A 22,250-nucleotide genomic window follows, 5' to 3' on the forward strand; every position below is an offset into this window, starting at 1 on the left:
CCTGGCTCAGCACGCCCGCGTGGAGCGTCAGCGCCCCATTGGCACTCAACAACAGATTGCTTGCGCCAGACAGCGTGATGGCGGCATCAACCGTCAGCGCTCCGCTTGCAGCAGTTCCACTGCGCAGCACGACCGGACCATTCGTGCCAGCCGTCAATCCCACCAGCGCCTGCGAGTCGGCGAACGCGGATGCCACGCCGTTGCTGCCGACGCGGTTGACCGACACGGCAGCGACATTGCCAACCGTCAGGCCGTTGGCTTCAGACAGGTAAATCCCACCCGCCGTGGACTGCGCCGCCACGGTACCGACATTGAGCTCGATGGCGTTTATGTCCGTACCCACGGCAGCGCCAGACTCCATGCGCAGGCTGCCGGCGGTGACGTTGACCGTCTGCGCCGCAGCGCTGGCATCGGCGTCGCTGATGGAGCCGGCGACAAGCAAGCTGATGCTGCGCTTGTCATTGGCGCCACCGGAGCTGGCATTGAGTTGGCCGAGCACCAGGTCGGTCGCAGCCTGGACGCGGATTGCGCCGTTGCTGGTGGAGATGGCGGCCGTCGCTCCCATCGTGACGGCACCGCTGGCGGCCTGGACATCCACCGTCTGCCCATCGGCCAGCGTGGCGAGCCTGACCCCACCGGTGGTCCTGCCGATGTCGATGGCACCGCTCGCCAGCACAGACAGGTTGCCGGCGCTGGAGCTGACGTCGGCCTCGATGTCGATGTCGCCCGCCAGCGTCTGCAGCAGGACGTTGCCGCTCCCGACACCGGTCGCGCCAGAGCTGATCGCACCGGAGACCGTCAGCTTGCCGCTGTTGAGCACCAGAGAAACCTGTCCGGAGGCCGCGCTGATGCCGGCCGCGCTCATGCCCAGCAGCGCTAGCGGCAAGGTCTTGATCGCCAGATCGTTGTCTTCGACGATGAAGATGCCGCCGCTTGCCGTGTTAGTCGCGCCCAGCGTCGCCACTCGGGTGCGCAGCGCGGCGCCCGAGGCACCGATGCCGTTGGCGGCTTGCAGCGACAGGTCGCTGGCCTCGCCAATCAGGTTCGGCGCATCACCGCTGAGGTTGTCGATGATCGCGCCGTTGCTGCTGTTGAGAACCGCGCTGGCACCAAAACTCAGCTTGCTGAGGCGGACGTCGCCGCCGGCTTGCAGACTGACGCGACCGCCGCTGCCCAGCGACTCAATGCCCGTGCCGTCGGCCATCGTGATCGCGCCGCCTGCCTGCAGGGCCACCAGGCCACCGGTCGAGCCAGCTGCTCCGGAAACGATGTGGCCTCCCAGGCCAATCGCACCGGCCGTGGCCGTCAGCGCGATGTTGCTGGCATTGGCGCTGGCTGTCAGGCTGACACCGGCTGCGGTCGTGATGTCGTTGGCAGCCGTCAGGGCCAGCGCGCCTCGGCTGACGATGTTCTGGTTGACGATCAGGTTCTTGCCACTGCCCTGCGCTTCGAGCTGCACGGCGCCACTGCCGGCGTTGTCGATGCCGCTCGTCGAGACACCGTTGAGCGCCAGCGCAGCGGCATTGCTGACCAGGCCCGACAGCACGGTGACGCTGCCGCCCTTGGCGGTCAGTTCGATGGTTCCGCTGCCGCCAGCCCAAGTCTGTGCGAGATTGACGATGCCGACATCGCCACTGATCTGTGCCGAGCTGAAACGACCCAGCGGCGCACTGGTTCGTGCCCCGTTGACCGTCACGCTGATGTCGCCCTGGTTCGTGTTGACCGCGGAAATCAAGGTCGTTTCGACCGAGCCCAGGTTGATGCCCGTGGCCGCCTGGACCTTCAGATCCAGGCTACGCAGCACCTCCCCGGTCTTCCCGTCGCTGGCGTTGTCCGCCTGCGCGATGCTGCCCTGCGCCGAATACAACTCGATCGAATCGGCCTCGATCTCGTTGAAGATGTCGATGCTGTTGACCGCGTCGAGCTGGATCGACTTGCCGGCGGCGGCACGCACAATCCAGCTGTCGTAGCTGTAATCGCTGACCGTGATCGATCCGCCATAGATGCTGACATTGCTGCGGAAGATCGGGTTGGCGCCATCGTTGTTGGCACCCAGCGTGACGCTGCCGGCGGCGGCCGTGGTCGCGGCATGGCCGTTGGCTTCATGGCCGATGATGATGCGGCTGAAACCATCGGCCAGCGTGCGCAGCTCGGCCATGTCGAGGTTGAGCGTGTCGTTGCTGCCGATGCCTTCGGGCGAGCCGATCGCCGTCGCCAGCGATTGGGTCGCGCTGCGCAGCGTCACGCTGCCGCTGCCGACCACCGATCCGGTGCTCATGCCGAGGTCGATCTCATCGCCTTCGAGCAGCAGGTTGCCGCCACCGTCGAGCTGGATGCTGCTGGTATTGGTGAAATAGATGCGGTTGGCACCATTGATGCTCAGGCTGCCGCCATTGAGCAGCCTCACGCCCTTGCTGAACGTGACGGTGCCCGTCGCATTGATGCTCATGTCGCCATTGATCACCACCTCATCAAGGAAGGTCACGTCATTGGCCTGATTGATGGTCAGGCCGCTGAGATAGTCGGTCCCCGACTCACGGCTGGTGGTCAGCGGGGAGATGAAGGAAACGTTTCCTCCTGCGCTCAGCGTCAGCTTGTCAGTCGTCGAGGTGCTGTCGCCGACGACGAAGTAGTCGTAACCCGAGCGACCAAAAACGATGTTGTTGCTGGCCGTGATGCCGACGCTGCCCGAGACGCGAATCGAATCGTTGTAGATCTGCGATCCCGCACTGGCGGTCACATTGCCGGCCAGCAGCGTGGTCTCGCCAGAACCGAAGACCGTCAGCGCCGTGGCCTTGACGTTGGTGGCGATCGTGATCGATCCACCCGGACCATCGGAGTAGAGCGTGGTGTCAGCGTTCAGCGTGATGCCCTGCGAGCCGCTCAGATAGATCGGGTTCGAATTGCCCGCGGCGCCGACCACGAGTTGGCCGAAACCGCTGCCGATATTGCCAAGATCCGAGTAGTCGAGGTTGAGCGTCGACTGGCCGCTGCCGCTCTGGCTGTCCGAGAGCTCGCCGAGCACGACCGGCGTGGTGGCATCGGTAGGCCGCAGCGACAGGGTCGCACCCGCGCTCCTGATCGGCGCCTTGATGTCGATATCGTTGGAGGCGATCGAGATGTCGTCACCACCGGCATCGACCGCCGAGTTGTAGACCTGCTTGCCGGTCAGGCTGGCAATGCCGGTCGAGCCACCGCGGGAGCCGCTGCTGGCATTCGCCAGCGCCGTGCCGACCTGAACCGCCTCGGTCGTCAGGACCGAGACGTTGGCGCGGGTGCTGCTGGCGGCGCTGACCGTCTCGGCATCCGCATAGATCGCGAGCGGACTGAAGGTGAAGCCGGGAACCTGCTCGCCGATCTTGCCGCTGGCCAGCAGCGTCAACTCGCCAGCGCGGGTCTGCAGGTAGGCACCACCGGCGGAGCGCAGCACAGCGCCATTGCTGAGCTGGTATTGGTCAGCCTGGGCGTCGGTGAGACCGCTCGCGACGATCTGGCCGGAAGCCGCGTCCACGCTGAAGTGCCCGTTGTCCATCACCCACTGGACATCTGGATCGAAGCCCGCCGCATCGGTCAACCAGTGCGAGGCGGCCGAGGTCGTCAGGATCGAACCGTCCGAGGCTGTCAGTGCGATATGGCCGGCACCGGCAACGCGTATGCCTGCGTCGAGCACGATATCGCCCCGTTCCGCGACCAGAGTCGCCGCGCCGCCCTGTGTCGCGATGCCGTCGCCTGCGATGCGGATCGCACCCTGGCCGGCATAGAGGCTGACGTTGCCGGTCGTCGCCGAGATGCCCTTGCCGACATCCAGCAACTCGATGTTGCCGGCCTGAGTGCCGATTCTCACGTCGCCGCCCGCTTGCTGGGCAACTTGCTGGATGGTCACGCTGTCGACTTCCTCGACAGCGATAGCCCCCAAGCCGGTGTTCCAAAGGTCCATGGTTTTTACCTGGGTTTCGATCGAGTTTTGAAGCGTCCCGATGCCGCCCGAAGAACGGATCTTCAGCGTGGCATGGGGAGCGATGATGTCGGTGATGTCTTCGGCGGCAACGAAGACGCCCTGGCCTGCGATGACGAGATCGGCTTGCGAGAATGTTTTCAGGCTGCCAATAGTAACCGCTTCCAGAGCGGACAGGCGCAGCGCACCAGTTCCGGTCTTGACCTCGGTGTCGGCAGACATCTTGAGTTCGCCCTGACCGGCATCCAGCGTGATGTCACCACTGGACGAAGTGAGGTCGGCAGCGTCCGCCAGCGACAGTCCCTGCTGCGCTTGCAGCGTGATTGCGCCGCCGTAGCTCTCGATACCCTGCAGCACGCTGATCGCCCCCTGGGTCGTCGTCAGCGACACCGCATGGGTCTGACCGGCCAGGATGGCCGCGTCAAGCACCAGGCTGCCGCCCGCCACGACGGTCACAGCCTCGCGCTCAAGGCTTTCCAGGCGACTGATCGTCAGTTCGTTCGCCTCGTGGACCGTGATCGTCTTGCCTGCGACGATGCTCAGCGAGCGGGCATCGATCATGGACTGCGCACTGCCGAGCACCACCTCGCTGGCGGCCGAGATGCTCAGCGCGCCACCCAGGGTCAGGTGGTTGATGACCACCTTGCCCGTCTTGGAGATGATGCGAATCGCACCTGCCCGGCCTTCGATCGTGTTGATCACGACATCGCCGTTGGCCACGATATCGATGTCGCCACCATCGAGCTTGAGCGAGCTGATCGTCAGGTTCGGGCTGTCACTGCTTTGCTGCAGGACGGTCAGTCCGCTGCCAGCCCCCGTCAGGTTCAGCGTCATGTTGCTGACCGAAGTCTTCATCGTCAGCTGGCCGCCGGCGGTGACCGTCAGACTGCCTGCCGTGACCTGGTTGCCCAGCGTGATGCCGGCTCCGGCCGACAGCGTGATCGCCCCCGTCGGGCCGACGTCGAGTGCCGAGCCCACGAGCAGCGACTTGCCGGCCTGCAGCGTGATCGTCTCCCGGTCGTTGGTATCCAGGTTGACGACCGTCAGGCTGCCGCTCACGTTGATGCCATAGTTGCCCGTCGGGCGCTCCGGCACGACCAGCACATGGTCGCCCGCGACATTCAGCATGGAAATCCGGCTGTCGCTGCTGGAAGCCGAGAGCGTGAAACTCTGGTTGGGCTGCCTGGCCGTCAGGACCAGATCGCTGCCATCGACCGCGGCAGTGACCACGCTGCCGGCGTTGAGCTGCTGGGCCAGTTGCTGCAGCACGGTGTCGAGCGAGGCAGCGCTGACCTGGTACGCCACCGCATCGACGACAACCGTGTAGCTCAAGCCGTCGCCTGCGGCACCGGCCAGCGATACCCGGCTGACCTGGGCTTGCGCCTGGCCCGCAGCAATCAGCGGCGTGGTGCCGGCCTGGTTGATGGCCCGCACGACGTCAGACACCGAGGGATAGGACACCAGGGCGTTCGCGACCGTGAACGAGACGTTGTCCGTCTGGGCCGCAAGCGTCAGCGTCCGGCTAGCCGCGTCGCCGGTCACCGTGATCAAGGTGCCACTGAACGGCTGATTGGCTGCCTTTGCCGCTTTCTGGTCTTGATCATAGGCCGTCGTCACGCCGGACTCGATCTGGCTCTTGAGCTGCTGGAAGATCGATGTCCAATCCGCGCTGACGCCCTGCTGGCCGACCGTGACGGCGTATTCGAGATCATTGACCCGCAGCGACACGCGGACGCCTTCGGTCAGCGGATTGCCCGCGCCAGACAGGTCGGCGAAGTCCAGTTCGCTGATTTGCCTGGCCTCACTGCCGGCGGCCACCCGCGGGACGGCAGGATCGCCAACCAGCGCTCCACGCGGGCTGGCATAGACAGCGTTGACTTCGAACGGCCGCTGGTTCGCCAGCGCCGTCAGCACCAGCTCGCCGCCCGCGATGTTTGCGCTCAAGGCGCCATCGGCCTCGATCAGGCGCTTGAGGCCAACGAGCGCCTCGCTCACCGTCAGCGTCAGCGGCGTTGCCGTCAGGTTCTTCTTGGCCAGTTCAGCCGACAAGCCGTTGAGCACGTCGATCGCCTTCTGGCCGCTGGTGACCAGATAGGACACCTCGACTGCGCCGACCGAGAGCTTGAACACATGCCCGCTCTTGACCGGCAGGCCGCTCAGGTCGAGCGTGCGTGGCAACGCGGAGCCTGTCGGGGTCACGCGCAGGCCTCCGAGCCAGCCTTGGACGGCCGGGTCGGTGACAGTCACGCCGGCTTCGTCGCTGACAGTCAGCTGGAGGGTCGCCTCAGCCACCTGCGGGGTGAATTGCAAGTAGAGGTTCTCGCCGGTCTGGACCGCATAGGCCTTGCCGTCGATGACCACCGTGTACGAGATCCCCGCCTGGGTGCTGTCAGCGAACGACAGCTTGCTGATCTGGGGCTGCGTGCTGTCGGCGATCTGCTGCGGTATGCGACCGGAGTTGACGACCGAGGCAGCCGGCGTGATCGCCGCCGCGTTGACGGTGAATGCCTGGTTGGCGGCCAGGGCCTCGATCATCAGGCGGCGGGCCGAATCCTGCGCACTGGGCACGGACAGCGTATCGGCCGGATGGCTGCTGGTGATCGAGATCGCTGCATTGTCAGCGCCCGAGACGATCCACAGCACGCCACCCGAGACCTCCACCCGGTAGCGCGTCGAACCGTCTGCAGACTTCAGCTCTGCCAGTTGGACGGCCAATTGCTTGGCGATCAGCGTGGGAACATCGGCATCCTCCATGTCCTGGGTCGTGGCGGAGTAGCTGACCTGATCGGCTCCCACGTTCAGCGTGTAGGTCGGCAGCGAGGTCGCCGTGGTCTGAACCCCGTTGAAATCGATCGAACGCGCGTGCAGCACGGAGACGGCCTCGCCGACCTCGATCAGCGACTCCAGCGCCGCTGCCACCGAAGTCCAGTCATCAGTCACGGTGGCGCTGATCGATTGGGCCGTGACAGCGCCGGCGTTGAGCTGCTTGGCCAGCGCGGTGGCCAGCGTGCCAGCCGTGTCGCCAGTTTTGGCCGTGAAGTCGAACGACCGGCCATCCACGGTCAGGACATACTGGGTGCCGGCCTGAACCGTCAGTCCGTTCAGCTTGACCAGATGTCCGGGCAGGCTGGTCGGCGCAAGCTCCAGCGCAAGCTGCTGGGTGCCGCCGCCGCTGGCGACTGCCGCGAGCGTGATCGATCCTGGGTTCGTGCCACCGATCCACAGCGAGACGTTGTCGCCGACCGACACGGTGTAGTCATGGCCGTTGAGCATCACGCTGTAGCGCTGGCCGCGGCTGACGCTGGTGCCCGGATCGAACTCGACCAGGCTGCGCTGGGTCTCGGTCACACCAGCCGCGACGAGCGGGGTGCTGCCGTCCTTGCTCAGCGTCCCGACCGATGTCGTGATCATCTCGGTGACGGTCACCGAGTCCAGGCTGAAGGGCTGGTTGGCCTGCTTCGCATCCAGGATCAATGCATAGTCGAGCGCATCGACCGTCACCTTGAGGCCGGCATGGTTCTGCTCGACCCCGCTGCCCAGTCGCCTGAGCAGGGCCGTCAGGTCTTCGCCTGCGACGCTGAGAACCGAAGTGCTCAGGCCGTCGATCGTGACCGAATAGGTCCAGCCGGGTTGCAGCAGACTGCTGAACTGGATGCGGTTGCGCTGTGCGGCATCGCGGCCGGCAGCCAGCACCGTTTCGGTGCTGATTTCAGTGACCGCTCCGCCCAGGCTCTGCGTCGCGGCATGGCTCATCTGCCGGCCTTCGGTCGTTGCGGTGACGTCCTTGACGACCATCACCTCGACCTCGTCGCTGATGCCGACATCGGTCGCCGCCTGCAGCAGCTGGTAGCGCTGCGGGGTCGCGCCGATGATCGTGACGCTGCGGCCATACAGATCGGCGGAAGCCTGGTCGTAGGCCTGGCCGACGACTGCGCCATCGCTGTCGCGCAGCAGCGCCTCCCATTCGAGCACCTTGCCCACGGCCTCGACCGTGACCGAACCGTGGTTCTTGTTCACGCCGGCGGACGCTGCGGCCTCGATCAGGTCGACATAGAGACTGCCGCCCGAACGAACATCGATATCCTGACCGGCTGCATCGGCAAAATTCCGGACCTCGCGCACATAGGTATCGCCGCCAGCGCGTATCTTGATCGCGCCGCTGCGCGCGACGACCGAATCGATGATCAGCGCGTCGGCTTCGTTGACCAGGATGTCGCCATCCTGGGTCGAGTTCACTGACAGCTGCCTGACTTGCGTATTGAGTTCGATGTCGCCTTGCCCGCGGCCGATGACATCCAGGCTGTCGGCGAGGAACACCGAAGCGCCGTTGCTGGCCACCCGGGCGGCCTGCACCGTGATCTGCTGGTCGGCTGCGACGATGCCACCGACCAGGGTCAACCGGCCGCCGATGTGCAAGGTCACGTTGTCCGCCGGTTCGAACCCGCTCAGGCCGCCGACGAAGCCGGACAGCGTCAGGTCGGCCTCCAGCTCGAGGTCAATGTCGCGCGCCGCGCGCAGCTCGAAGTTGCTGGCGGGCAGCTCGGCAAGCCGGACATTGATGAAACCGCTGTCCTGCGTGACGGACGCCACGCTGGACAGCTGGCGCGTCACCTGCCTCAGGCCCTTGGCGGTGATCGCCAGATCCGCGATCTCGGTTCTGCCGTAACCGGCCTGGACACTGCCGCTGAGCCAGACATCCTCGCCGGCAATCAGCTCGAGTCGCTTGCCTGCGGTCAGGCTGCCGTTGAAGCTCAAGGTGCCGCCGGTCTCCAGGATCAGCGTGTCAGCGCTCAATTGCTGTGGCAGCGTCTCGGTGATCGTTCCGCGGTTGATGCTGCCGTCGGGATTGGTCCCGGCCACGCCGAAGCTGAAGCCGTTGCCGGCGCGGTATTCCAGCCAGGTCGGCGCCTCGATGAAGCGGTCGAGGTTGACATTGTTGCGCGCCACGAAGGCGACGCCACCGTTCGGGTCGATCACAGCCCCCTGGCTCACGGTGACCGAGTCGTCGCTGCTGGTCAGTCGGATCATGTCGGCGCTCAGCTGGCCCGCCACGCCGACGCGCAGCGTCGACTGCGCCGTCAGCGCGACGACGCTGTCGATGGCGCCGGCAGTCTGGCTCTTGGCCGTGGTCGCGCGCAAGACCTCGAAGCCCTGCGAGGTTTCGAGCAAGCCGTCGCGCTCGCTCAGGCTCAGGTCACCGGCCTGCGTCACCGCGTCCAGGCGATTGATCGCGACCTGCAGGCCCGCGATGCCCTGGGCGGCATCGAGCGTCAGCAGATCGGCGACCAGGCTGACATCCTGCTTGCCAACGGCCTGGACGATGCGGCCTGCGCTGGAGATCAACTCGATGTCTCCGGCGGAACTGAGCTGGGTGGCGAGCTCGCCGTTTGCAGACAGCGGCGTGGCGGCCAGGTCGCTCAGGTAGATGCCGGCCGAGATCCGTCCGGCCAGCAGGATGTCCTGCTGTGCCTTGAGGTACAGCTTGCTGCCTTCCAGGTTGGACAGCCTGATGTCGCCGAGCTGCACCGAACCGCTGGCTTCGATGTCCAGACTGCCGTTGGCGAGCTCGACGTCGCCGACATCGAGATCCCTCGTGCCCTGGGTCAACTGGACCGATCCGGCACTGGCCGTCGCGAGCTTGAGCGAGTCGACGTTGATCTTCAGGTTCACCAGTTCGATCGAGGCCATCGCGTCCTGAGACTCGGCAAAGACGCTCAGCTGGTTGGCCAGCAACTGCGTGCCGTCGATCTGGCGCAGCACGCCTGCGGCATGCAGCTCGATGTCGCCGCGCCCGCTGTTGCTGAGGGAGCCGACACTCAGGTCAGCCGCCGCGACGCCGACCCGGTAGGTGGTCAGCACGATGTCGTTGGCATCGTTGCTACCCAGGGTCACGGCTTCGGTCACCGTGAGCGCGCCGTAGTTGCGCAGCCGGATCGCACCGTCGTAAGCCTGTGCCCGCTGCACCGTCAGATCCGAGAGGTTGACCAGATCGATCTGGCCCGCCCCCGTCAGCTGCAACAGATCGATGGTCGGTGTCCTGGTCTGCAGCGTGATGCCGGTCTCTGCCAGCACGCGGAGATGGCCGGCATCGACCCTGCCGGTGATGGCCATGCCTGCACCGGACTTCGCCAGCTGGGTCTGGTGAATGCCGCCGGAGGCAGCCGTCAGCTCGACGGTCTGGGCGGCACCGCTGGCGTTCAGCGTGGTCTGGTCCAGGCGGATGTCGCCGCCGTAGTGGCCGGCCTTCAGGATCAGGTTTCCGGTCAGCGCGGTGATGACCGTTTCCTGGTCGGCAACGATCGCGCCGTCGCCGGCGGCGTCCGTGCCAGCCAGGACCGTGACGGCGCCGGCCTCGACCTGGCCGCTGAGCAGGACCTGGCTGCCTGATTCGATCGAGACGCTCGCCAGCGTGGCCTGGGCCGCGGCCTTGACTTCGCCGCCGAGCTCCAGCAACTGACCCGCATCCAGCTTGATCCGGGCGGCGCCCTGGGTAGCGGTTTGCGTGCCGGACAGCAGCGTCGAGTCATCCAGCCGCAGCGTCGAGCCGGCCTTCAGATCGATCTGGTTGGCCGACAGCTGAGCCGCCATCTGGCCGCTGCCGTCGTTGGCGGCCTTGCCGCTCAGGCGGATCAGCGCCTGCGCACCGACGCTGAGGCCGTCGAGCGCGGTCACCTTGCCGCTGAGCGCGACATTGCTGCCTGCGTCGATCACGACGTTGCCGGCATGGATCGAGTCGTCCGCGGCGCTGCCACGACCGATCACCGTGTCGTATCCGGTGATCTTGGTTACCAGTTGCGTCTGCGGGCCATACAGCGAGACATCCTGCCAGACGGTGACTTCCTGCATCTGCTCTACCTTGACCAGCTGCTTGCTGGTCTTGATATCCGGGCGGTAGTCGCTGACCTGCTGCACCTGCTTGGACACGCTGTAGGACAGCTGGACACGCTGGTCGTAGATCGGCTTGGACTTCGATTCCCAGGCGTAGAGGTAGTCCTTGAAATCCTCGTAGCGGTAGCCATAGAGCTTGATCGAGCTGACGATGTCGTTGCCGATGTCGTCGCCCAGCCACGAGTCGTTGGAGTAATAGGTCTGCGACCGGCCGCGGAAGTCCTTGTGCTCGTAGAGAACGATGTGGTGCGTCGCTTCACCCAGCGTCACCGCCGAGGTGATGTCATTCCAGTTGCTGCCGACGAACGAGACCTGGCCGGTGTTGATGCCGTAGACACGGCCGCCGTAATTGATGTGCTCGCGCAGCGACGAGCTGTCGCGGCTGATGGTTTGCAAGTAGTCGGGCGACAGGAAATCAATCAGGAAATTGCCGCTGCCGCCGAAGCCCAGCGCGTGACCCACCACCTTGTCTTCGGTCGCGACCCAGCCAGAGAGCTGATCGAGTCGTTGCACGTCCCCGGCCGCGAAGGCATCGACATATTCCGACGACCCGGTCACCGCATTGGTGGCTCGCTTGCCGTTGTCGAGGGTGCCCGTCAGGTCCCTGGTGGTCTGGACCTGCGTCCCGTAATCCCACGTGGGCCGCTGGTTGAGAGACAGGGTGACGCTGGACGGCATCCCTGGCAACAAGCCGTTCGACAGCTGATAGAAGCGCTGGCCGGAGCTCGAATAGCTGACCTTCCATTCACCGGACTGGTTGTCGTAGTCCTGCGCCTCGACGCCCGACTGGCTGGTGAATACCGAGCTGGTCTGCTGATAGAGGACGTTGGCGTTCTCGTGGAAATTGCCAACCCATTCGCCCACATTCAGCTTGCTGGCCTTGGCCTGGTTGAACTGATCGAGCGTGATCCATTGGCCGCTGTTCTGGCCGTCGGCTGCCGTGTCGCCGACGAGGTACTGGGCCTCGCCCTGGAAGGCGGCGCTGAGAATGTCCTCCTGGGCCCCCTCGGGCATCAGGATGAACTTGTCGCGCCAGCCGGCGACATCGACATAGAACACCTGCTGCGCGTTGTTCCTCCACGTCGGCTGCACGACCTTGCCATCGGTGCCGACAGCGCCTTCATTGAGCGTGCTCGGCTTGCCGTCGATCGTCTGCTGAAGCGCCCAGTTCTGATAGCTGAACTGGTAGAGCGGCCGGTAGCCGGTGGTGTTGAACACGGCCCAGCGCTGCGCCTCGTCGAGCTCGTTGAAACTCTTGTAATTGCTCTGGGTGTAGTCGCCACCCGGCGCCGTGGCGGAGCGGTTCTTGTTCGCTTCGGTGGCATCGCCGGCGTTGCTCCAGTCGACCACCAGCCGGGGATCTGTCGCCCGGGTGCTGTCGTTGAAGTAATCGATGCCTTCGGTCAGCACCTCGCGGAACTTGCTGTCTGCGCCGGTGCGGGGATCGGGGTTGTAGTAGCCGACCTGCGTCAGCGTGACGTCCATCGTCTCCTGGCGGGTTCCGACCGGAACGAGCTTGGTGCCGACTTGCTCGGTCACCTCCGTCTCGACATAGGAGATCTTGGGCACCAGGACCGTGCCTGCCACCACCCGGGTGGTTCCGATGACCACCTGCACCGTCTCTTCAGTGGTGGTGTAGACCGGTTTGAGGATCTGCTCGATGCCCGAGACCCTGGCATCGGCATCCAGGGTCACGGCACCGCCTGCGAGCAAGGTGACGCTGCCCTTTTCCGCCTTCAGCAGCCCCTGGCCCTGGATCAGGATGTCGCCGCTCGCCAGCTCGGTGCGCGAGACGGCGGCTTCCATGCGCTGACGCGTCCAGGCCATGTCGACGCCCGATCGGACCATGATGTCGCCGGCGGAACTGACGGTGCCGCCTATCGTCGCGTGGCTGCCAGCGCTCAACAGCACCAGGCCGGCGCTGCCGGTCACCTCGAGCGTGCCGTTGACCGTCATTTGCGGTGCGACCAGGTGCAGCAGCGCGTCTGCCTTCGCGATCGCCGGATCCTGGCCGGCAGCCACGGCACGGCCTGACAGCAGCAGGGATTGGCGCGCCTGCAGATAGAGCGTCGAGCCGGCTCCGGTCGCGTAGACATAGCTGCCTGCGAGCAGGTTGACGCTCTTGCCCTGCACGTCCAGCGCGTCGCGCACGTTGACGTTGCGCATCAGGTTGATGTCGCCGCCCAGCGAGCTCAGGCGCATGTTGCCGACCTTGGCCTGGCCGAGCGCGGCCCCCGTCGACTCCCGCTGGCCGATCACGCCAGCGACCGTGATGCCGTCGATGGCCTCGACGTCGATGCGCCCCCCCGCGTCCGTGTCGAGCGTGCCGCCCGAGCGGTAGTTGTCGTTCTCGTCGAGCACGATCTCCTGCACCCAGACGCCCAGGTGGCTCGAGTCGGTGCCGCCGCGCAGCGTCAGCTGATCGCTGGCGCGAACGAGACCACCGACATCGATCAGCGAGCGCGATTGCAGCCAGATGTCCGCGCCGGGGCCACGCGCGATGACCGCGCCGCGCAGCAGCAGATCGCCATCGGTGATGAGGTCGATCCGCTGCTCGGCCTGGCCGCTCCAGGCGCCGCCACCGGTCGCATCGAGCGTGATGCCGCTGTTGTCGGTCATCGAGAAACCGATGCCCGACGCAGCAGTCCCCGACTGGATCCGGATCGATCCGGTGGCGTGGATCTGCCCCCCGAAACCAGTTTCCATGTTGCCTACGATCAGGTCACGCTGGGCCCTGATGTTCAGCGCTGCCGCTGTTCCGCTCATCCTGGCCGAAGCGCTCGCATCGAAGACGATGCGGTCTGATTTCGGGTCGTAGCTGAAAGGATGATCCTGGCCGGCAAACACGCCGCCCTGCAGGCGAACCGCGGTGCCGGAGATCTCGATCACGCTGCCGTCGCCCGAGCTGTAGAGCTCGGCCGTGTCTGCAATCGTCACCAGCCCCTTGGCCTTCAGCAGCAGACGGGCATCGGCCTCGATGATGACCGCGCCACCGCTTCCGAGCGCAGCGCCCAGGTTGATCGCATCGCCGGCATTGAGCTCGATCGCATGGCCCGGCGCCTGCGCGCTGATCGCCATGTTGCTGACATCGATGCTGTGGCCGGCATTGACCTGCATCGATCCCATCAGGCCGATCGCACCATGCAGCCGGACGTCATGGCTGGCGTTGATCAGCAGCTCGTAGTCGTAACTCGCCGGGGTGGCAGCCTGGCTGCGCACGACTCCGGCGATATCGACGTTCTTGCCGGACAGCACGATCGAGCCGCCGCTTTCGAGCCAGCCCGAGGAATCCTCGGAGCCGGACAGGATGCTGAGGTTGCCCTTGAGCGAGCCGACCTGCAGCAGCGACAGTCCCGGGGCCGACTTGCCTATCGTGTTGCCGATCAGCACATCGTTGACGCCTGACAGCGAGATGCGGCTGCCCTCGGTCAGCGTCTTGAAGGTCGCCGTGCTGTAGGTGCGCAGACTGACATCGCCGGCCTGCTCGCGCGTTCCGGCGCTGACCAGGATGTCGCGCCCTGCCGTCAGCTTGCCCTTGAGCACCAGCGATCCGGTGCCGTTGATGATGATGTCGGCATGGGCGCCGCGGGCGATGAATTCGCCCTCGATCACCGCCGTTCCTGCGGGGCTCATCACCATCGAGCCGCTGAGCGTCTCGATCAGGCTGGTGGCCGTGAAGTCGACGCCGAGCTGGCCCGTCACGCCGCTGCCAGCGTACATGTTGATGCCGCTGTAGGCACGGATGGCGCCCGCGATCGTGATGATCCCGGCCGGCGCATTCGCCTTGCCGAGGTTGACGACCGAGCCGCGCTCGCTGGCATCGATCGCATAAGAGCGCGCGGAAACGGTGCTGCCAGCCGTCGGATTGGCCGCGGCGATCTGCGTGAAGCCCAGTCGCTCGGCGCCACCGCTGGCCGCGGCAATGCGAAGCTCGTGATTGCTGGTCAGCATCAGACGGCCATCGTCGAGACGGACCGTGATCTTGCCGGCCAGCGCCGTCGCATCGATGGCCGCTTGCAGATCCTGCACCAGCGAGGCCAGGCCCTGCGGGCCGCCACTGCGGCTGGACCCCAACACGATGTCGGCCTGCAAGTCGTTGCTGCCGTTCTCGACCGTGATGCGCAACGAAGCCGGAGCGCTCAGATGACCATCGGCATATTCGGCGAAACCGTCGGCGACGATCTCCTGCGTCCAGGTCGGCGTCAGCACCGACATGTCGCCAGCGGCCGACAGCGTGATGCTGCTGTTTTCCTGCCAGGTGCGGAACTGGACGTTGCCCCCCAGCACCAGGCCCTCGTCACCCCACGGATCGTCCGCCGTCGCCTGGTGGCTGCTGCGGCCGCCACGCACGTCGATGGTCTTGCCAGCGAGCAGATCGCGCCCGAGGCGGATCTGCTCGTCGGCGCTGATGCGGATCACCGAGTCGCCGCCGGAGTGGCGCATCGTGCTGCCGAGGTAGTAACCGGCCGCATCGTAGCTGTCGATCACCTCGCCGCCTGACAGCAGCTGGCCCATCAGCCAGGCGTCCTGCGCGGAATTGATGACTAGCACGCCGTCGGCGTCCTTCACGGCGACAACGGCCGATCCTGGCAGACGCACACCGACATGGTCGGCATTGGCGCCGCCTGACAGCTCGATCAGCGAGCTGGCGCGCAAGCGAGCCCCCACTTCGATGCTGCCGCTGGCGGTGCTCGTCTCGAGGCCCAGGTTCAGCTGGCCGGTGGCGGTCAGACGGATCGTGGATGCCTCGCCCGACCAGGTGATGGTTTCTCCGGTCAAGCGGCCGGCAGCGTTGAACTGCTGCACGGCCTGGCCACCCGAAAGGACCATGCCGCCGAATACCGCGTGGCCGACGGCCCGAACCTCGACCAGGCCGCCGGAGTCGTCACTGGTCCAGCCGGCAGCGGTCAGGCCGGCGGCGGTGTCGAGCCTGACCGCGATGCCGTCGTCATCGGCCGCCGGGCCGCCGGTGGTGAGCAGCCGCACCGACTTGGCCGCCGCCACCGCGTTGTTGACGACGATCTGCTGGCCGGCCTGGATCGTGACCTGGGAATCGGGTCCCAGCCATTCGATTCCCGAGCTGCCACGCACGCCACCGGCGATCACGGTGCCATGGATTTCCACGTCGTCGCGACCGCTGATCGAGATGCTGGTGCCGGCCATCGCGCTCGACAGCGTGGACGCGGCGTGCAGGTAGACACTGCTGCCATCCAGCGGGGAACCCGCCGGCTGAGACCCGCGGCCCTCGAGCGTGATATTGCCGTGGACCTCGGCCTCGCCCTGCCAGTAGACGCTGCGATCGGACCTGATGACCAGATCCGATCCGGCTCCCAGCAGCTTGATGCTGCCACCGACGACGAGCGCGTCGTCAGCGACGTCGATGACGAAATCGGCGTCTTCCTGCAGCGTCGTGATGGTGCCGGTCAACAGGAAGCCGGCGCCGCGCTGGCCGAGCAGCACATGCGGCTGCTGCACCTGCAGCGCGTCGATCACGCCATCGTTCTCCTTGTCGTACCCGTAGACCAGGTAGCGATTCGTGCCGTCACTGACCAGCCAGCGCTGGGTCGGTGCCGCCGGCGCATCCGGATCGGAATAATCGACGGTGAAGCTGCTTACCAGCTGCTTGCCTGCCGGTGCGTCGGCCTTGTAGTAGACGGTGCTGGTGTAGTGCTCGAAGCCGGACTGGTTCAACACCAGCGCCTTCTGCTCGCTCGTCAGGTTCTCGAAGGTGGTGCCGGATGCCGGCACCTCGGTGCGGCTCCACCGGATGTTGGCATTGAGGTAGTCGGCCCCCGCCTCGAAACTCAGGCGGTACTGGTCGGCCTTGGCGGCGCCGGCCTGGTGGAACACCAGGCCGTTCCAGCGGCTGTAGCCCAGCTGGGACAACACGCGATCCTGCTGGATCAGCGTCAGATCCGCCCAGGCAGCGCCGCTGGCGGGCGGCTGCACCTTGGCCCAGAACGCCTGGTCGCTGCTCTGGTAGTCCTCGCCCTCGATGAAAGCGTCGACGACCTTCGCCTGCGCCCCTGCACCCTGGACATAGACCTCGCGCTCGATGATGTCGTAGCCGAGCGCATTGAGCACGACCGCGCGCTGGGCCACGGTCAGGCCCTCGAAGCCGGTGCCTTCGGCTGGCTGGCGGGTACCGCCCCATTCGATCTGGCTGAGATCGTAGCCCCCCCCGCCCTCGGCAAAGCCCGTCACCCACATCTCGGTGGGCTTGGCGTCTGCCTTGAAGAAGTTCAGGCCGTCGTGGCGCTCGTAACCCAGCGAGCGCGCGACGACATCCTTCTGCGCCTGCGTCAGGCTGTCAAACGAGGCATCGCTGGCCGGCGATCCCGCAGCACCCCATGTGATCTGGGCGTTGCGGTAGTGGGTCAGCGCCCCTTGAGTGAATTGGGTGACCAGCTTGAAACCGGGTCGTGCGCTGTAATTGAAGAACTGGGTCTCGTGACCATCGGCCTCGGCGCCTGCAATCGCCTTCGCGACCGCGCCCTGCTGTGCCGCACTGAGATCCTTGTACTGCACCTCGAGCGCCGGGCGCAGGCGCGAGGCGACCAGCAACTGCTGGTCGTTGCCGAGCTCGTCGAACGGGTTGTGCTCGACCTTGACGCGGGCATCGCCCACGCTGAGCGTGAAACGGCTGTCCGCCGACACCGATTGAACCCGCAGCAGGGCGCCCGAGCTGGAGGCCGAGACGAACTCGGACTGCGTGCTGGCAAGGGCCAGCGCCAGTCCGCTGGCGATGTTGGCCAGGGTGTCTGCGCTGCTGGCTCCAATGTCAGAGCTGGAAACGGTGTAGACGAGCTCGCTGCCGTTGATCGTCAACGACAGTCGGTTGCCTGCTTCAAAGCTGCCCGACAGCGTCAGCCTGTCGGTCTGGAGCGGAACGAACCTGACCGATTGATCGACGACGCCCCGCTGTTCGGCCGTCAGCTCGGAGTAGAGCGTACCCGAGACCGGCTTGGCAACCGCGCCCCATTGCTGGTTCGAGATCGCGACGGCGTAGTTCAGCGTCGATGCGGCGACCCAGTCCTCCTTGGAGATCGTGCTGTAGTCAAAAGGCTCGCTGGCCCACGCGTCAATCGGTATCAGGTTGTAGTCGTAGGAGTAGCCCAGGGCGTTGGCGACCACCAGGCGTTGCACCGCGCTGAGATCCTCGAAGTCGGTGTTGGCGTCGGGGGCGGCGACTCCCGCGGCGGCCCAGTCTATCGACGCGTTGCTGTAATCGGCCGACAGGCCCTGAACGAAGTCTGCGAGCACCTGCTTGCCGGCGGCAGCCTGCGCGTTGTAATACACGGTGCCGCTGTGCATCGAATAGCCCAGGAACTTGGCCACCGCCTGCTGCTGCGCCACGGTCAGAGCGGCAAATGCCGTGCCGCTGACTGGCGCACCACCCGCCTGACTCCAGTCGACCTGGGCGATGTCGTAGCCGATGACAGGCCCGCTCGCGAAGTCGGTCAGGAACTTGCCGGTCTTGGGATTGAAGAAGCCGCCCGCCGGATGGATCTGGTAGCCCTGCTCCAGTGCGATCTGCGTCTTGGTCGCTTCGGGCAGATCGGCAAAGGCGACATAGCTGGCTACGGAAACCGCCTGCGCCTGGGCGGCGTCGAGCACCAGCTCGCCGCCGGTGAACAGCGCCTGCAGCGCGGCGTCCACCTGGCCCTGGTTGAGGCCGGCCACGACGGCTGCGATGTCCGCTGCCGCAGTGATCTCGACCGGCTGACCGTTGACACGGTAGGTCTTGCCGGGCAGGGTATTGAAGTAATCGGCGAAGCTGTCCTTGACCCGACCGACGTCGAGCGTCATCGCGCCGGCAGCGGTCAGCGAGCCGTCCAGCGTCAGCTGGCCGCTGGTCCTGATCTCGAGCGTGGAGTCGCGCCCCGTCAGGTAGGCCCGGGACTGCTCGTCGAACCTGGCGCCCGAGACGATGGCCGCGCCCGACAGCAGCTGGATATGGTCGGCCGCCTCCAGGCGGATCGCGCCACGGTCTTGCCGCGTCGCGATCGTGCCACCTTCGAGCAGCACCAGGCCGGTACCGGCACGGAGATCGATGCGGGCATTGCTGCCGTTGTCGGTGCCGGCAAAGATGCCGGCTGCGCTGCGGATCGAATGCGAAGCCACGATGCTGACCAGGCTGTCGCTGGCCAGCGTCTGGATCGTGCTGCCCTTGTCGGCGCTCAGGCTGTTGATCTCGCTGCCGTAGGTGATGAAGCCGCCCTCACCGGTGCTCGAAGTCACCTGGATATCGAGCAGCCGGTTCGCGATCGCCCAGCCCGACACGAGCATCTGCTCGTCGACCTTGAGCACCAACTCGTCGGCGAGCAGGCCGGAATCCGCCGCGCCAAGCGGCGAATGCACGTTCTGGCGCGCGATCTGAAGCGCGCCAGCCTCGATCGTCAACCGCTGGCTGGACTGGACGTCGCCGACGATCTCGACGCGATCGGCCTGCAGGGTCACCAGATCATCGAGCCGGGCCGAGAAATCGTGCTCGGCGACCCGGGCATCCTCGACGTCGCCGATGCGCATCAGCACGCCACTGGCGCGGTGGCCGATCGACAGGCTGCTGAAGCCATCACTGAGCGCGGACAGATCGCGCATCCCCAGCTCGAGGAAGCCGGTGGCACCCGCCGGCGAATTGTCTACGCCGTAGCTGGACTGGGCGGCGCCACCGAGGCGGTAGCCCTGATCGGCCGAGTAAGTCCGGATCAGCAGCGTGCCCGGAGCCGACACCTGGTTCGCGCCCGAGGCGAAATCGACGTCGTCGGCGACGATCGCGATGTTGCCGGTGACACTCGCAATGGCGCCCGAGTCGAGCGAGAGCAGGGCCTCGCGGCCGGAGAGCTGCACGTCGATGTTGCCGGCTCGGGAGTAGAGGCCACCCAGGACGCGAGCGTCGTCGACGATGCGCAGGTCGTTGCTCTCGCGCAGCACGATGTCGTCATATGATGCGCCGGCCGTTCCCAGGTTGACCACGCTCAGCGCGCCCAGATCGGTGTTGAGCGTGCCGTTGATGCCTGTCGCCTGCACGCTGAACAGCGCATTCGGCGCGTTGAGCCTGGCCTGGGTGACGTCGAGCAATCCGCTGGCATCGAGGATCAGGTCGGTCTGGTTCCAGCTGGCGGCGGGGCCCGACTTGAGCACGGTCGTGGCCGCACCGTCCTTGAGCTCGATGCGGTCGAGCGTGTCGTCAAAGCCGACGGTGCGCCTGACCCCGGACTGACTGATGACGACCAGCTCGTGGTCGTTGAGCTGCACAGGCGCGATCGAGACGAAATCGTCGACGATCAGGCGGTCGTTGCCCGCCCCGCCGCTCAGGCGCAGCACGCCCGCGGTGCTGGCCAGAATCCGGTCGTCACCGGCGCCGCCATCGACGCTGTCGAGCGCACCGCTGACGCGGATCACGTCGTTGCCGCCGCCACCCGAGATCGTGTTCTCGCCGGCACCCATGTCGATGTGGTCGGCGCCCTCGCCACCGATGAACTTGTCGTTGCCTTCGCCGCCCCAGAAGTTCAGGCCGCTGGCGTTGCCGCTGACGAATTCGTCCTTGCCGGCGCCGCCACGGATGTTGCTGGCAATGGCTCCGCCCAGAATGATGAAGCTGTCGTTGCCCGACCCGCCATCGAAGTCCAGCAGCGCCTGCACGTCGGGACTGACATAGATCGAGTCGCTGCCCTTGCCGCCGTAGCCGACGATCTTCTTGACCGCGGAGGAGCTGTACTCGCGGCGCTCGCCCAGCGATTCGACGGTGATGCGCGAACCGTCGTCGTTGGCCGTGATGCTGTAGGACTCGTTGACGATGTCGTCATAGAGATCACCGCTGCCGTAGCGGCCGGCGGCGTCGCCCATGTGCAGGTAGAGCGTGCCGTCGCTGTCGAGATGGCTGATGTTGGGCGGCGCGCCCAGGCTCCACTTGTAGCTGCCCGAGACGGTGATGCCCATCACGGTCGCGCTCGCCGACATGTAGGCCGCAGCGGGCGTGATGTCGATTTCGCCGCGGAAGCCGGCCAGCGTGATGTCCACCGAGAACAGGCCGAGGTCGAGCTCGAAGTCCAGCGAACCCCAGACCGCAGCGCCGAAGCGCGGCCGGCTGCTCAGCAGCAAGCTGATGCCGGCGTTGAGGTGCAAGGGACCGAGATTGATGTCGATATTTGCATTGCCCTTGACCTCGAATTGACCGTTCGAGCTGACGAAGCCGCCGACGTCGATCTTCAGCGCACCGAAGAAGTCGAGTTGGCCGTTGAACTTGAACGTGAAGACTTCGTTGACGACGCTGACGCCGCCGTCGAAATTGACATCGAAGGCCAGCAGCTTGAGCTTGCCTTTGAGGCTGAGATCGAACAGCGTATTGCCCGCGACCGTGACGGTCTTGCCCGCGCTGTCAGGCAGCGTCGTGTAAGCCAGCGAACTGGTATTGATCTGCAGCTTGGCATTCGCTGCAACGTTGAGCACCGAAATGCCGAAGCTGACCTGGGTCTCGACGTAGAGCGCAAAGAACGGCGAATGGTTCGCGTCGCTGCCAATCGCTGCCGCCCCCTTGACGCCGATCTCGCCGAACTGGCCCATGTCCAGCACGACATCCATCGCCGCTTGCATGCCGTTGTGATCGATCAGCAGGTCGACTCCGCCGCGCAGCACCACGGGTCCGACATTGATGCTGGCCTTGCCCGACAGGCGCAGCGTCTGCGCCGCGACGATGACTTCGGCCGCCTTGCCGTTGCTGTCGTAGAAGGAGCCGGTCGCGGGATCACGACCACGCACCTTCTTGTCACTGCCGGTCGTGTTGATCTGCAGCAGGAATTGACCCCTGACCGAGAACAGGCCGCCATCGATGAGGGTGCTGTCGGCGTTCGCGCCGCCGACTTCGAGGCTGCCGTACAGACCCGTCTGCCCGCCATCGGCGACGAGTCCCAGCGTGCCTGTGACTCCCAGCGGCTTGACCAGCGGCACGTCGAGCGTGGCCGTCACGCCCAGCTCGAGCGTCACGGCCCCCTGGACCTCGGAGGCGATCACCGAGAAGTCGCCCCCGAGCTTGAGTGTCCCGTCGAGGAGATCGAGCTTGCCTTGACCGATCAGCGCCACATAGGGGCCGCTCCAGCTCGAATCCTTACCGGGCGGATAGGCGCTGACGGTGAAGTGATCAAAGCCGGTCTTGGCACGGAAGTCCTGCGGTACCTCGTAAGTGATGTCCCGGCCAAAGGTGTTCAGGCTGAGCTGCATCTGGGCGTCGAGATTGGCCACCGGGCCCAGGTCGATGCCTGAACTCAGATCCAGCCGCAACGCCATGCCACCGGTATTGACCACCAACAGACCGGTCGCGCGACTCCTGACGTTGAAGCTGTCGGGGCCGATCTGCACCGTCACATTGGCGAACGCGGTCAGGCCCTCGCTCTGGCTGAAGCGGAAA

Annotated in this window: 1 pseudogene (running past one end of the window); it reads right to left on the minus strand. The window is 65.8% G+C overall.

The features are described 5' to 3' along the window. A pseudogene (locus tag C6P61_RS15865) lies at nt 1-22,250 on the minus strand (hypothetical protein) (its annotated part continues 5,957 nt past the right edge of the window); the annotation flags it as partial.

It is taken from the genome of Malikia spinosa, assembly GCF_002980625.1.
Classification (GTDB): Bacteria; Pseudomonadota; Gammaproteobacteria; order Burkholderiales; family Burkholderiaceae_C; genus Malikia; species Malikia spinosa.